The sequence below is a fragment of the Nitratireductor aquibiodomus NL21 = JCM 21793 genome (assembly GCF_000615975.1).
In the GTDB taxonomy this organism is placed as follows: domain Bacteria; phylum Pseudomonadota; class Alphaproteobacteria; order Rhizobiales; family Rhizobiaceae; genus Nitratireductor; species Nitratireductor aquibiodomus.
In genome coordinates this window covers 50911-65823 of sequence record NZ_BAMP01000006.1, presented here as the reverse complement: position 1 = coordinate 65823, position 14913 = coordinate 50911, and the positions used below count along the sequence as shown (strand labels likewise).

Annotated in this window: 11 protein-coding genes; 6 read left to right on the top strand and 5 right to left on the bottom strand. The window is 61.7% G+C overall.

Annotated features, from left to right (window positions below; all coding sequences use genetic code 11):
- The first annotated feature begins 122 nt into the window (after positions 1–122).
- Together glmS and JCM21793_RS03205 are read left to right on the top strand one after the other, a co-directional pair.
- Positions 123–1946, top strand: coding sequence for a glutamine--fructose-6-phosphate transaminase (isomerizing) (glmS, locus tag JCM21793_RS03210; protein ID WP_025029438.1), 1824 nt, complete (start codon positions 123–125; stop codon positions 1944–1946).
- 121 nt (positions 1947–2067) lie between these two features.
- On the top strand, positions 2068–2772 hold the full coding sequence (locus JCM21793_RS03205) for a DUF502 domain-containing protein (protein ID WP_036539486.1): 705 nt from the start codon (positions 2068–2070) through the stop codon (positions 2770–2772).
- On the opposite strand, the gene recG is transcribed toward JCM21793_RS03205, so the two are convergent.
- The gene (gene recG / locus JCM21793_RS03200) at positions 2724–4832 is read right to left on the bottom strand and encodes an ATP-dependent DNA helicase RecG (RefSeq protein WP_025029437.1); all 2109 of its coding nucleotides are present in this window, start codon (positions 4830–4832) and stop codon (positions 2724–2726) included. The two genes, JCM21793_RS03205 and recG, sit on opposite strands and share 49 nt — an antisense overlap.
- Before the next feature lie 108 nt (positions 4833–4940).
- Here recG and JCM21793_RS03195 point away from each other — a divergent pair, with 108 nt between their 5' ends.
- Positions 4941–5219, top strand: a complete 279-nt coding sequence (locus JCM21793_RS03195; RefSeq protein ID WP_025029436.1) for a succinate dehydrogenase assembly factor 2 — start codon at positions 4941–4943, stop codon at positions 5217–5219.
- A 12-nt stretch (positions 5220–5231) separates the two neighbouring features.
- A complete protein-coding gene (gene mfd, locus JCM21793_RS03190) occupies positions 5232–8735 on the top strand; it encodes a transcription-repair coupling factor (protein WP_025029435.1) in 3504 nt (1167 codons plus the stop codon).
- A gap of 41 nt (positions 8736–8776) precedes the next feature.
- Here mfd and JCM21793_RS03185 read toward each other — a convergent pair whose 3' ends face one another.
- Positions 8777–9454, bottom strand: a complete 678-nt coding sequence (locus tag JCM21793_RS03185; protein WP_025029434.1) for a DsbA family oxidoreductase — start codon at positions 9452–9454, stop codon at positions 8777–8779.
- Between the two features lie 11 nt (positions 9455–9465).
- Positions 9466–11301 carry an extracellular solute-binding protein gene (locus tag JCM21793_RS03180; protein WP_025029433.1) on the bottom strand — a complete coding sequence of 612 codons (1836 nt, stop codon included), beginning with the start codon at positions 11299–11301 and terminating at the stop codon, positions 9466–9468.
- 262 nt (positions 11302–11563) lie between these two features.
- On the opposite strand from JCM21793_RS03180, the gene JCM21793_RS03175 reads away from it, so the two are divergent.
- The gene (locus JCM21793_RS03175) at positions 11564–12190 is read left to right on the top strand and encodes an invasion associated locus B family protein (RefSeq protein WP_007009886.1); all 627 of its coding nucleotides are present in this window, start codon (positions 11564–11566) and stop codon (positions 12188–12190) included.
- A gap of 78 nt (positions 12191–12268) precedes the next feature.
- Here JCM21793_RS03175 and hspQ read toward each other — a convergent pair whose 3' ends face one another.
- Positions 12269–12601, bottom strand: a complete 333-nt coding sequence (gene hspQ / locus JCM21793_RS03170; protein WP_007009885.1) for a heat shock protein HspQ — start codon at positions 12599–12601, stop codon at positions 12269–12271.
- 163 nt (positions 12602–12764) lie between these two features.
- Here hspQ and JCM21793_RS03165 point away from each other — a divergent pair, with 163 nt between their 5' ends.
- Positions 12765–13727, top strand: a complete 963-nt coding sequence (locus tag JCM21793_RS03165; RefSeq protein WP_025029431.1) for an AEC family transporter — start codon at positions 12765–12767, stop codon at positions 13725–13727.
- On the opposite strand, the gene JCM21793_RS03160 is transcribed toward JCM21793_RS03165, so the two are convergent.
- Positions 13690–14910 carry a UbiH/UbiF family hydroxylase gene (locus JCM21793_RS03160; RefSeq protein WP_025029430.1) on the bottom strand — a complete coding sequence of 407 codons (1221 nt, stop codon included), beginning with the start codon at positions 14908–14910 and terminating at the stop codon, positions 13690–13692. The two genes, JCM21793_RS03165 and JCM21793_RS03160, sit on opposite strands and share 38 nt — an antisense overlap.
- Positions 14911–14913: the final 3 nt, after the last annotated feature.

The window sequence follows — 14913 nt, the reverse complement described above, 5'->3', positions numbered from 1 at the left end:
AGGCATCTGATCAGGCCTGATACGAACTGAAAGACTTGTTGATTTTCATCCCCTTCCTGCGCGCTCTAGAACAATCGCGTGAATCGGGGTTTGATCATTTGGTGGGAGGCTGAGACAGCCATATGTGTGGAATCGTAGGCATTGTCGGACAGACGCCGGTGGCACCGCTTATCGTCGATGCACTGAAGCGGCTGGAGTATCGCGGATACGATTCCGCCGGTGTTGCCACACTGGATCTGGGCAAGCTCGACCGTCGTCGCGCGGAGGGCAAACTCGTCAATCTCGAGAAGAGGCTTGGCGAGGAGCCGCTTGGCGGGATGATCGGCATCGGTCACACACGCTGGGCGACGCACGGTGTTCCCAACGAGACCAATGCGCACCCCCATTTCGCCCAGGATGTTGCCGTCGTTCATAACGGTATCATCGAGAACTTTGCAGAGCTTCGTGACGAACTGAAAGCGGACGGTGTTGCGTTCTCGTCCCAGACCGACACGGAAGTGATCGCACATCTGGTTGCGAGCGGGCTGAAGAACGGGGCTGCGCCGCAGGCTGCGGCATTTGCGGCGCTGAAGCGTCTGCGCGGTGCATTCGCCCTGGCAATCATGTTCCGGGGCGACGAAGACATGATCATCGGTGCCCGAAACGGCCCGCCGCTCGCTGTCGGTCATGGCGAGGGCGAGATGTATCTCGGCTCCGACGCCATTGCACTGGCGCCTTTCACCAACGCCATCACCTATCTGGAGGATGGCGACTGGGTGGTGGTGCGCCGTGGCGGCGTGGAGATTTTCGGCATGGACGGCCAACCCGTCGAACGGGCGCGTCAGCAGTCGGTCGGCACCAGCCTTCTCGTCGACAAGGGCAATCACCGGCACTTTATGGAAAAGGAAATCCATGAACAGCCGGAGGTCATTTCCCATACACTCGCCCACTATCTGAACTTTGCCGAAGGGGCGGTGGCAGACTTCGATCTGCCGTTCGACTTTGGAAAGATCGAGCGTCTGGCGATTTCGGCCTGTGGCACGGCCTACCTTGCGGGGCTGATCGGAAAATACTGGCTTGAGCGCTATGCACGTCTGCCAGTGGATATCGATATCGCTTCCGAGTTCCGGTACCGTGAGATGCCGCTGCCGAAGAACAGTGCCGCACTGTTCATATCGCAGTCCGGCGAAACCGCCGATACGCTCGCCTCGCTGCGCTATTGTCGTGGCGAAGGCGTTCCGATCTCCGCCATCGTCAATGTGCGCGAATCGACCATTGCCCGCGAGAGCGACGGTATCTTCCCCACACTGGCCGGCCCTGAAATCGGCGTTGCCTCCACAAAGGCGTTCACCTGCCAGCTGAGCGTTCTCGCTGCACTGGCGCTCAGGGCGGCAAAGGCGCGCGGCACGATTTCCGCGGAGGAAGAGCAGTCGCTTGTGCGTCAGCTGTCGGAAGCCCCGCGTTTTGCTTCGCAGGCGCTCAAGCTGAGTTCGGGCATCGAGAAGGTCGCCCGCGAACTCTCCCATGTGCGGCACGTCCTCTATCTTGGGCGGGATACGAACTATCCGCTGGCACTGGAAGGCGCGCTGAAGCTCAAGGAAATTTCCTACATTCATGCCGAAGGCTACGCGGCCGGCGAACTGAAGCACGGCCCCATCGCGCTCATCGATGAGCAGATGCCGGTGATCGTGATCGCCCCGCATGACCGCATTTTTGAGAAAACCGTCTCGAATATGCAGGAAGTCGCCGCCCGTGGCGGGCGGATCATTCTGATCACGGACGAGAAGGGCGCGAAAAACGCAACGCTCGACACGCTGGAGACGGTGGTCCTGCCGGACGTTCCCGAGTTCGTTGCGCCGATCATCTACGCGCTGCCAGTCCAGATGCTGGCCTATCATACGGCGGTCATCATGGGCACGGATGTTGATCAGCCGCGCAATCTGGCGAAATCGGTTACGGTCGAATAGCGAAAGAGGGGCTGTCATATAGCGGCCCGAATTCCTATTCTATTGTTCAGCCTGGTGGCGTAGTGTCCACCGGGCTGTTTTTCGTTAATCCATCATATTCGAGGCCCGTTTCCACATCATGATGACTCGCCTGCGCAACTACTTCCTTACGGGCTTCATTGTCACCGCGCCGCTGGCGATCACGGCCTATCTCGCCTGGTCGATGATCGGCTGGGTCGATTCCTGGGTCAAACCCTACATCCCGTTCCGCTACAATCCGGACAATTACCTGCCGTTCGCGGTTCCCGGGTTCGGCTTGATCGTCGCGCTGATCATGATCACGCTGATCGGGTTTCTGACCGCCAACTTCATCGGGCGCACCATTCTTGCCACAGGCGAAAACGTTCTCGGGCGCATGCCGCTCGTACGCAGTGTCTACCGTGGCTTGAAGCAGATTCTTGAGACCGTGCTTTCGGAACGGTCCGACACCTTCAAGAAGGTCGGCCTCGTGGAGTATCCGCGCAAGGGATTGTGGGCGCTGGTGTTCATCGCCACGGAAACGCGTGGGGAGGTTCAGGCGAAGATCGACGACGATGCAGGGCAGACCATCGCCGTGTTTCTGCCGACCACGCCGAACCCGACCTCCGGTTATCTGCTCTTCGTTCCCAAGAAGGATGTGATCGAGCTCAAGATGACCGTTGAGGAGGGTGCAAAACTCGTCATATCGGCGGGTCTTGTCGCCCCGGAGTATCACGCCAGGACCGCTGCTCTCGCCGAGGAAGCAAAGGAAACCGGTACTCAGCCGGCACGTAGCAAGCGGATGGCCTCGTCGCGTCCGAACAAATAGAGCAGCAACCGCAGTGCCTCGCCGCGCGGGGACTGGAGTTCGGGATCGCGTGACAGGACAAGCCGTGCATCGTCACGGGCGGCCTGCAGCAGGTCCACATGGGCCTCGATCCGTGCGACGCGGAACCCGGGCGTTCCGGACTGCTTGGTGCCCAGAAGATCGCCTTCACCGCGCAGTTTCAGGTCTTCCTCCGCGATCACGAACCCGTCCTCTGTATCGCGCATCACCTCCAGCCGCCGCGTGGCCGTTTCCCCGAGCGGCCCCTTGTAGACAAGCACGCAGGAAGAGGCGAGGGCGCCACGGCCCACACGCCCGCGCAGCTGGTGAAGCTGGGCGAGGCCGAAGCGCTCGGCATGTTCTATGACAATGATCGTCGCGTCCGGCACATCGACGCCCACCTCGACCACCGTCGTGCCGACCAGAATGCGTGTTTCGCCGGTCTTGAAGGCGCGCATCGCCTCGTCCTTGTCGGCGGCTTTCATGCGTCCGTGAATGAGCCCGACGGCGTTCCCGAAGACTTTCTGCAGCGCAGCGTGGCGGTCTTCGGCCGACATCAGCTCAAGTTCTTCCGATTCCTCGACGAGCGGGCAGATCCAGTAAACCTTCTGGTCCTCTGAAAGCGCTTTCCTGAGCCGGTCGACCAGTTGCGGGAGACGCTCCACCGGCAGTGTCACGGTGCGGATTGGCTGTCGCCCCGCGGGCTTTTCAGTCAGGCGCGAGACATCCATGTCGCCAAACGCCGAGAGCACGAGCGTGCGCGGGATCGGGGTCGCCGTCATGACGAGCATGTCCGGCGCATTGCCCTTTGCGGTCATGGCCAGCCGCTGATGCACGCCGAAACGATGCTGCTCGTCCACGACCGCAAAAGCGAGATCGCGGAACTGGACCGTTTCCTGGAAAAGTGCGTGGGTCCCGATCACGAAATCGACCGTGCCCGACGCGATTTCATCGAGAATGCGCTGGCGCTCCCTGCCTTTCTCACGGCCGGTCAGAACCGCGATCCGTAGCCCGGCAGATTCGGCCAGCGGTGCGATTGTTGCCGCGTGCTGTCGGGCGAGGATTTCCGTCGGCGCCATGAGAGCCGATTGGCCGCCCGCTTCCGCCGCGCGTGCCATGGCAAGAAGTGCTACCACTGTCTTGCCCGCGCCCACATCGCCCTGAAGCAGGCGAACCATTCGCTCCGGGCTCGCCAGATCCGCGTGGATGTCCTGCACGGCCTCTTCCTGTGATCGCGTCAGTTGATAGGGAAGGGCAGCCCGGATTTTCGCTTCGAAACGCCCATCACCCGCTAGCGCACGACCTGAGAGGCGCTTGACCTTCGCGCGCACCAGTGCCAGCGAAAGCTGTCCGGCAAGGAATTCGTCATAGGCGATGCGCCGCCAGTAGGGACTTTCAGGCTGGACGTCCTCCGGTGCGTCCGGATCATGCAGCCTGTTCAGGGCTTCGCCGAAAGCTGGCATCCGGTTGCGGGAGAGAAAGCTCTCGTCTTGCCATTCCGGCAGGTCGGGGAGGCGCTCCAGCGATTGTGCAATTGCCCGGCGCAGGACTTTTGCCGAGAGACCGGCCGTCAGTGGGTAAACCGGCTCGAGCGTCGGCAGTGTGTGCGCCTCTGCCGCCGGAACGACGAAATCGGGATGCACCATGGAGGCGCGTCCGTTGAACCATTCCATCCGTCCGCTCACCAGAACCTGCTCGCCTTCCGGAAGGATTTTTTCGATCCACGGCGCGCGGGCGTGAAAGAAGGTGAGGGCGATCTCGCCAGTTTCGTCGAAGGCGAAGACACGGTAGGGCACGTTCCTGCGGCCGGGCGGAGAAGGGTGGTGACGTCCGACCGTCAGGTCGAGCGTAACGATTGTTCCCTCTGCAGCGTTGGCAATGCCGGGTCGGTTTCGCCGGTCAATCAGCGAATGCGGAAGCACGAAGAGAAGATCGCCGACACGAAGTTCCCGCCCCGCGACATCGCCGGGAACGATGTTTGCCATGAGGTCGGCCAGTTTCGCGCCGACGCCGTCGAGCGTCGTGACAGGAGCGAAGAGAGGGTCGAGAACGGAAGGGCGCATCCTGTCATGATTAAGGCCCAAATTCGGCGACGCAAGGCTGACAGACGCTCATGCACACGCTATATCCGCCCGGGCGACCGACCGCCGCAGACCATGAAGGCGAAACCCATGACAGGCACAACCCGTTCCAGCCACGATCTCGACCCGCGCCGACGCCGCGCGCTTGTGCGTTCCTGGCGGCGCGGCATGCGCGAGATGGATCTGGTGCTCGGCGGATTTGCGGATGCCGAGATCGACCGTCTGAGCGACGAAGAAATGACCGAGCTCGAGGCCATTCTCGATGTTCCGGACACGAATCTCTTCAAATGGGTGACGGGCGAGGTGGCGGTGCCGCCGGAATACGACACGCCTCTCTGGGCGCGCATAACCGCGTCGCGCGGGCGCTGAGGTTCAACGCTGATGAGCTTGATGGATTCGCCAAAACTGCCGCGTCAGGGCGTCGGTGCGCTGACAGTTGATGGTGTGGCCGACGGGTTTGAGGCCTTTGCACTGGCAGCTGTTGCCCGCGAAGTGGCGCCCGATGGCCCGACGATTTTCATCCTGCGCGACGGGCAGCGTCTGCCTGCGCTGGTCGATACGCTGCGCTTCGTCGACCCGGGATTGCCGGTGCTCGACCTGCCGGCCTGGGACTGTCTGCCCTATGATCGTGTGTCACCGGGTGGCGATGCGGCCGCGCGGCGGCTTGCCGCAATGGGCGCGATGGCGGAGCTGCGCAGGAAGCCGCACCGTTCTTTGGTGATCGTGAGCGCCAATGCGCTCTTGCAGCGCATGCCGCCCGCAGACCAGATCGGAGCCCAGGGCTTTTTCGCGCGTCCGGGCAATCAGGTCGACATGACCGCCCTCACGGCCCGTCTTGAAACGAGCGGGTTCGAACGTGTTTCGACAGTGCGCGACGTGGGCGAATATGCTGTGCGCGGCGGCATTCTGGACCTCTTCGCTCCCGGCTGGGATGAGGCGCTACGGCTTGATTTCTTCGGCGACACGCTCGAATCGATCCGGGCCTTCGACGTTGCCACCCAGAGGACGACGGGGCAGCGCAAGGAGATTGCGCTTCAGGCCATGAGCGAGATCACGCTCAGCCCCGAGGTCATCAGCCGGTTTCGCCGCAACTATATCGAGACTTTCGGCGCACCTTCACGCGACGATGCGCTCTATGCGGCGGTGAGCGAAGGCAGGCGTTTTGCGGGCATGGAACACTGGCTGCCACTCTTCCATGAGCGGCTCGACAGCGTCCTCGATTATCTTCCCGAGGCTCCGGTCGTGTTCGATCATCTGGCGGAAGAGGCGCTGGGTGAGCGTCATGCGCTCATCGTCGATCACTACGAGGCACGCCGCGCACAGATGGAAGGTAGCGAGCTTGGCGGAGCGGTGCCCTACAAGCCGGTCGCGCCGGAAACGCTTTATCTCGATCGTGAAGAGGTGAGTGCTGCATCACGCGACAGGCGTGTGATTCATTTCACCCCCTTTGCAACGCCGGAGACGAGCAAGGCACGTATCCACCACGCGGGCGCGGAGGCTGGGCGCAATTTTGCCGAGGAGCGGGCCGATCCCAATGCCAATGTGTTCGATCATGCGGTCAGGCATATCGGAGCGCTGCGCGCCAGCGGCAAGCGCGTTCTGATCGCGGGCTGGAGTGAAGGTTCCGCCGAGCGGCTTTCGCAGATCCTGGCCGAGCACAATCTTGGCAACGTCGCGCGTATCGAAACGCTGGCAGAGCTGGAAAAGCTTCCGGAACAGCAGGCAGGCATCGGCGTTCTGCCGCTGGAAACCGGGTTTGAAACGGCCAGGCTGGCCGTCATCGGCGAACAGGACATTCTGGGCGACCGTCTGGTGCGCCGCGCCAGGAAGCGCAAAAAAGCGTCCGACTTTATCTCCGAAGTGGCAGCCCTTTCAGCCGGAGACATCGTTGTTCACGCCGATCACGGCATCGGCCGGTTCATTGGGCTCAAAACCATCGAGGCCATGGGTGCGCCTCATGACTGCCTTGAGCTGCGCTATGCCGGCGATGACCGGCTGTTCCTGCCGGTCGAAAACATCGAGCTTCTGTCGCGCTACGGGTCGGATGGGCCGGACACCATGCTCGACAAGCTGGGCGGTGTGGCCTGGCAGTCGCGCAAGGCGAAGCTGAAAAAGAAGCTTCTGGAGATGGCGGGCCATCTGATCCGCATTGCCGCCGAACGCGAGATGCGGCCCGGCGTCAAGCTTGCACCGCCCGAGGGGCTTTATGGCGAATTTGCCGCACGCTTTCCCTATGAGGAAACCGAAGACCAGCAGACGGCCATTGATGCGGTGATCGACGATCTGGGCTCTGGCCGGCCCATGGATCGCCTGATCTGCGGCGATGTGGGGTTCGGCAAGACGGAGGTGGCGTTGCGTGCGGCATTCGTGGCCGCCATGGAGGGGCTGCAGGTGGCCGTGGTCGTGCCCACGACGCTGCTTGCCCGCCAGCACTTCAAGACCTTCCGCGACCGGTTCGCCGGTCTGCCCCTGCGCGTGCGGCAGGCCTCGCGCCTGGTCGGTTCGAAAGAGCTCGCCGAAACCAAGAAAGGCATCGCCGATGGCACGATCGACATCGTGGTTGGCACCCATGCGCTTCTGGGAAGCTCCGTCACCTTCAAGAATCTCGGCCTTCTGATCATCGATGAAGAGCAGCATTTCGGCGTCAGGCACAAGGAGCGGCTGAAGGACCTCAAGTCGGATATCCATGTGCTGACACTGTCGGCCACGCCGATCCCGCGCACCCTCCAGCTGGCGCTGACCGGCGTGCGCGAGCTGTCGCTCATCACCACGGCACCGGTGGACCGCATGGCCGTGCGAAGCTTCATCTCGCCGGTCGATCCACTCGTCATCCGCGAGACGCTTCTGCGCGAGCGCTATCGCGGTGGGCAGAGCTTTTATGTCGTCCCGCGGGTCTCCGATCTGGCGGAAGTCCGGGAATTCCTCAGCGAACACGTGCCGGAACTGAAAGTTGCGACAGCGCACGGGCAATTGGCGCCGGGCGAACTCGACGACATCATGAACGCCTTCTATGACGGTCAGTATGACGTGCTTCTGTCCACCACCATCGTCGAGTCCGGTCTCGACATCCCGACAGCCAACACGCTGATCGTGCACCGGGCGGACATGTTTGGCCTGGCGCAACTCTATCAGCTGCGCGGGCGCGTGGGCCGCTCGAAGGTACGCGCCTATGCGCTCTTCACCCTGCCGCCAAACCGGACATTGACCGCCACGGCCGAACGGCGTCTCAAAGTGCTCCAGTCGCTCGACACGCTCGGCGCAGGGTTCCAGCTTGCAAGCCACGATCTCGACATTCGCGGTGCCGGCAACATACTGGGCGAGGAGCAGTCCGGTCACGTTAAGGAAGTTGGCTATGAACTCTACCAGCAGATGCTGGAAGAAGCCGTTGCCGAGCTGAAGGGCACGGAAGAGGCCGTAGACACTGGCTGGTCGCCGCAGATCACGGTCGGCACGGCGGTGATGATTCCCGAAGCCTATGTTTCGGATCTGCAGTTGCGTCTGGGGCTATACCGCCGCATTGCAGAGCTCGAAACGCCTGAAGAGATCGATGCTTTCGGCGCCGAACTCATCGACCGTTTCGGCCCGCTTCCGCAGGAAGTGGAGCATCTGCTCAAGATCGTCTTCATCAAGGCTCTGTGCCGCAGGGCCAATGTCGAAAAGCTCGATGCCGGCCCCAAGGGGACCGTGGTGCATTTCCGAAATCAGGAGTTCCCCGAACCGGTGGGGCTCGTTCGCTTCATCGGCGAGCAGGGATCGCTCGCCAAAATCCGGCCCGACCAGAGCATCGTCTTTATCCGTGACTGGCCAACGCCCGAGAAGCGGCTTGCCGGTGCTGCCGTCATCATGACGCAGCTCGTGCGACTGATCGAGAAGAAGGCGGCCTGACAGGGCGGGCGGCGACCGCTTGTCTTACCCCGCCTCAGAGGTCACCCCTGGCCGTTGTCCAGCGTGCCGTCAGCCTTGGCCTGTGCCACCTGGCGGATGGCATCGGCAAGTGTTGCCGGTTCCTGCGCTCCCACCACCGCATACCTGCCCTCAAGCAGGAAGCACGGCACGCCGGTGACACCCATCTGTTGAGCGGTCGCGATCTCCTGTTCGACCTCGGTCCGGTCGGCGTCGGTCGCAAGCAGCGTCTCGACCACCGCAGCGTCCATCCCTGCCTCTTTTGCGGCCTGGATCAGGACGGTGGCATCTCCGACATCCGCGCCTTCCTCGAAATAGAGTGCGAAAAGGCGGCCGACGAGGCGATCCTGCACGCCCGGTTCCGCCGTTGCCGCCCAGCGGATTACCCGGTGTGCGTTGAGCGTGTTGGGTGAAAGCGCAATGGCGTCGAAATCGAAGGATATCCCCTCGGCCTCTCCGATAGTGCCAAGCTGCTCGTGCATCTGCCGGATACGGGCTTCATCGCCGAATTTGTCGGCGAGATAATCCCGCCGGCTCTTGCCTTCTGGCGGAATGGTCGGGTCGAGCTGGAACGGTCGCCAGCGCAGATTGATGGAAATCTCTGGAACTGCCTCCAAAGCCTTCTTCAGACGTGCGCGCCCCACATAACACCAGGGGCATACGACGTCGGAAACGACGTCGATCGTAACGGGAACAGTCATGGTCTCAGGTCTTATTCAGCGTCCTTGTTGTGCCACCAGGTCTGCAGCTTGTATCCGTAAAGCGGCGTCTTCTCGGGATGCGCCAGATCGCTCCAGTAGGCGACCCATTCGTCGCTGTCATGCTGCATGGGGACGACATAAGCGCCGGACATCAAAAGCCGGTCGAGCGCGCGCACGGCTGCGGCGTAGTCGTCCATGTCCCGCGCATTGAGCATCGCGTCGATCATGGCATCGATCGCCGGATCGGCTGCGCCTGAAAGGTTGAACGTACCCTCGGCCTTCGCAGCTTCAGAACCCCAGCGGTTGATCTGCTCGATACCGGGCGACAGCGAACCGGAAAAGCCCACGGAAGCGATGATTACGTCGAAATCATAGCGCTGCTTGCGCTGCTGGGCCTGTGAATCGTCCAGCAGGCGGATCGAAACATCTATGCCGATTTTCTTGAGCACTCGCTGAAAAACGGCGGCCAGTTTCTCGCCTTCCTCTGAGGTCACGAGGATTTCGAAGGTGAGGGCCTCGCCATCGGCATTCACCAGTGCATTGCCTTCGAGGCTGTAACCGGCCTGCTGAAGCATCTGCAGCGCTTCGCGCATTTCACCACGCCCGATGGGCGCTCCGGCCATCTCCGCCTTGCCATAGGTCCCGTCCATGACGTCCGGCGTCACGCGGTCGGCAAAGGGTTCCAAAAGGGCGCGCTCGCGCTCGTCGGCGGGCTTTCCAAGGGCGGAGAGATGCGATCCCTGCCAGTAGCTGAGCGTGCGTTCATATTCGCCGCGCAACACGTTCGTGTTGACCCAGCCAAAATCATAGAGCTTGGAAAGTGCGCGGCGCACCTGCGGATCGGCGAATTTTTCGCGGCGTGTGTTGAAGAAAAAGCCCGTGACCGCGGGCGGGATGCCATTGGTGAAGGTTTCGCTGACGACCTTGCCTTCGCGGGCAGCCGGAAAATCGATGCCGCGCTGCCGGCGCACCGGGTCGGATTCTGCATAGACCGAGCAAATGCCCTTCTTGAACGCCTCGATAAGCGAATTTGCGTTCAGAAAGTACTCGATGGTGACCTTGTCGAAATTGTCGAAACCGCGCTTCGACGGGATGTTTTCGCCCCAATACTCTTCGTTTCGGGTGAAGACGATGCGCCGACCGGGCTCGACCTCCGAAATGCGATACGCGCCGCTGCCGGTCACCGGTTTGAGCGTCGTCTGATCGAAAGTCTCGATGTCGAATGCGTGTTCCGGGATGATCGGGGTCATTGCAACGATCAGCGGAAACTCGCGATCCGCCTTGTCGTTGAAGGTGAAGCGCACGCTGTGATCGCCGGTTTTCTCGATTTTCTCGATCTTTGCCATGCGGCTGGAATAGGGCGGGCGTCCCTTCTCCGTGTACGCCTCGTAGGTGAAGATCACGTCTTCCGGCGTCACATCCGTTCCGTCCGACCATTTGGCGTCCGGGTTCAGGTTGAATTCAGCATAACTGCGCGCCTCGTCCATCTCCACGCTTTCTGCCAGCAGGCCGTAGAGTGAAAAGGGCTCGTCGGCACTGCGCATCATCAGGGATTCAAACACCAGATTGCCGAAAATGGTGTCGATTACGCCGCGCGCCGTGGTGCGCATGCTTTTGAGAATGAAAGGATTGAGGTTGTCGAAGGACCCCACGACGCAATAGGTGATGTCGCCGCCCTTTGGCGCTTCGGGATTTGCGTAGGGGAAATGCGAGAAACCGGCCGGCAGTTCAGGTGCGCCGTGCATGGCGATGGCATGTTTCGGCTGCTCATCCGCCGCGACAGCCGCACCTGTTGCGATCACACTCGCCAACAGGGCGAAACAAAGGGGTTTGAGGGCTGCAGACATTGAGACACCTTGGCCGGGAATTGCGCGTTTCCGTGATTCGCCGGGGAGCCTAGCACACAGTGTGACCTTTTCCGGGCTTCCCGCAGATCGTGTGATGTTTGCCGCACACTGTCATAAAGTCCAGGGAAATGCGCGGACGGACTGGATTCGCACCGCATGGCGGTGTAACACGCGGCCAAGGGTCATGCTGTCGCCGCATTTTAACAACAGGTGACGCAGTGATCGATATTCTGGTGCTGTGCATTTAGAGGAACTGAGCCATATGAAAAGCCTGAACGCGAAAGCAATCCGCACCCTGTTCGCCCTTGCCGGCGCCGCCTGCGTGGCCGCAAGCGGAGTTGGTGTCGCCGCCGCGCAACAGCAGCAGCCGCCGCAGGGCTGGTTCAAGGCCTGCACCAAACAGGAAGACGTGGATATCTGCAATGTGCAGAACGTTCTCGTGGCGGAAACCGGCCAGATGATCACAGGCGTCAGCCTGATCGAAGTGAAGGGCAAGGTGAACCGCAAGGTCTTCCAGATCACCGTTCCGACCGGCCGCATGGTGCCTCCCGGCATCGGCCTGCAGATCGACGGTGGCCAGACCCAGAAGATCGACTACGCGATCTGCCTGCCGGATCGCTGCATCGCGGAAGCCCCGCTGACCGATCAGCTCGTGGCTTCCTTCAAGCGCGGCTCGGAACTGACGCTCACCTCCGTCAATTTCCAGAACCAGCCGAACCCGATCAAGATGTCGCTGTCCGGTTTCACCAACGCCTATGACGGCGACCCGCTGCCGCAGTCCGACATCGAGGACCGCCAGAAGAAGCTTCAGGACTTCGTGAACAAGAACAACGAAGAGTTTACCGAAAAGCTGCGTGAAGCTCAGGAGAAGGCCAAGAAGGCTGAATAGTCTTCATTCTCCTTCGGAATCTCATTAAAAAACAGGGCCTTCGCGGCCCTGTTTTCATATGCGCTTCAATAAATGCAGTCAGTGATGCATGCGCTCGCGGGGTTCGTAGTGACCGTCGCCGGTCTCCACGAAGAATTCCGCGAGCTGCGGGTGCCGGACGGGCACGCCGGATTCATCGGGCATCAGATTCTGCTCCGAGACATAGGCCACATATTCCGTCTCCTCGTTCTCGGCGAGGAGGTGGTAGAATGGCTGATCCTTGCGCGGACGCACTTCTTCCGGGATCGCCTGATACCAGGCTTCGGTGTTGTTGAATTCGGGATCGACATCGAAAATCACGCCACGAAAGTCGAACACTCGGTGGCGAACGACCTGACCAATGCGAAATTTTGCAGTTCCAATAGTTTGCATAATTGTACCTCTGGCCCCTATGTGGCGCAGCCGCCGCCACAATTCAATCCCGCAGGCTTGACGGGCAGGGCGCGCGCGGGCTAGCCGCCATGTATGGGCGAAACGTTTTCAACCTGCCTCTGCGGGTAAGTGAACCGAGCGGTGGCCCAGACAGGGATGGGCCATGACCGGTGTCGCAGGACTTGTTCTGCCGTTTTTCGGATTGATCTTCATCGGCTATGCGGTGGCGCGGCTGAAGCCCCATCCGGCCGACGCGCTCGGCTGGATGAACACGTTCGTCATTTATGTGGCGCTTCCGGCTCTCTTTTTCCAGCTTCTAGCCAAAACGCCCATCGAGCGTCTGACGGAGTGGGGCTATATTTTTGGCGCGGTCGCCTCCACCTATATCGTCTTCGCCATCATGTTTGCCGGTTCGCTTCTGATCAGCCGAAGCTCGATCGCTGAAAGCACCATCAAGGGGCTTGCCGCCAGCTACGGCAATATCGGCTATATGGGGCCGGGCCTGGCGCTGCTCGCCTTCGGTGAAGATGCTGCGGTGCCCGTGGCGCTGATCTTCTGCTTCGAGAACATGGTCCACTTTGCGGTTGCGCCGATGATGATGGCGATCTCAGGCGGCAGCGGCCAGAAACCGGGCCGGCTGGCTCTGGAAGTGGTGCGCAAGATCGTGCTCCATCCGTTTATTGTGGCAACAGCGGCAGGCGTGGCCGCGGCAGCGATCAATTTTGCCCCGCCATTGCCCGTTGAGCGGCTGCTTGCCTATCTGGCATCGGCAGCAGCTCCCTGTGCGCTCTTCGCCATGGGGGTCAGCCTGGCGCTCAGACCGCTGAAGCGTGTGCCGCACGAAGTCGGCGCCATCGTTTTCCTCAAGCTCATCCTCCACCCGGCCATCTGCTATGTCATGCTGAGCTGGGTCGGAAATTTCTCCGAGAGCTGGGTATTTTCAGCCGTACTTCTTGCCTCGCTGCCCACGGCAACCAACGTGTTTGTCATAAGCCAGCAATACGGTGTCTGGATGGAGCGCGCTTCGGCAAGCGTGCTCATCACCACGCTCGTGTCGGTCGGCACAGTAACAGCGCTCCTCTACGCCATCACGAACGGGCTCCTGCCGCCGGACCTTTTCCCTTAAACGGCAGAAGCGCGGAGAAGCCGCTGCCGGGCCGCATGCCTTCGCGCATGAAGAGGACGCGCAGCGGCGGAATGCTTCCGATGACACTGAGCCCGGCGCTGCGGGCAATCTGTGCGGGAAGAAAGCCCGAAAGAAGCGAAGCATTCAGAAGGTTGACCGAGTTGCTCCGGGCAAGAATATCCGGGCGCCTGGCAGCGTGATAGCGGCTCATGGCGGCAGGTGACCCGGGATCGTCGGGAAAAGCACTGGCCACGGCCACGAGGTCCTCGACGTCCCGAATGCCCAGATTGAGCCCCTGTGCCGAGATGGGTGGGAAAACATGCGCCGCCTCACCGACAAGCGCCACCCGGTTCTGTCCGAAGCGCGACGGCATCAGCGTGCCGAGCGGATAAATCTGACGGCCGGGTTCCACGGTGACGCGGCCGAGCATCGACGAAAGCCGTTCCTCGACCCTGCGCGACAGCTCTTCGTCGCCGAGTGCGTTCATCGTCTCGGCATCTTCGGGGTTCAGCACCCAGACAAGGCTCGAACGCATTCCGGGGAGGGGGACCTGTGTGCAGGGGCCGCTCTGGGTGTGAAACTCGGTCGATACAAATCCGTGCTCACGCGCATGCTTGAAGTTGAGCACCAGGGCGGCCTGGGGAAGGGCTCGGGTCTTGGCAGAAATACCGGCGGCTTCCCGCGCCGGCGAGCCGCGCCCGTCGGCGGCCACCGCAAGCTGCGCCACAAGGCGTTCGCCGTTTCTGAGCGTTGCGGTCACGCGGTCGCTTTCGCAGGCCCATTTCTCTACAAGGCTTTCGTGCCAGTCGATCAGGGGCGAGGTTCTTGCCGCCTCTGCGAGCTCTTCCGTCAGGCGCGCATTGGGGATGTTCAGCCCAAAAAACTCTTCGCCGATCTCGCCTGCATGAAAGGTCACCGTCGGGCTGCGGATGAGACGCCCCGTCGCGTCCACAAGCCGCATGGCGCGCAGCGGCGCGGTTTCCGGCAGCAGCCGGTCAAGTATGCCAAGGGGCTCGATCAGGTCGAGCGACGGGCGCATCAGCGCCACGGTCCTCCGGTCACGCCCCTCGGGGACGGGGCCCACAAGCGTTACCGCGTGGCCGTGATGCGCGAGCATCAGCGCGGCGATCAGGCCGGCTGGCCCTGTCCCTGCAACGAGTATCCTGCGGTTGCGATCGCTCACGGC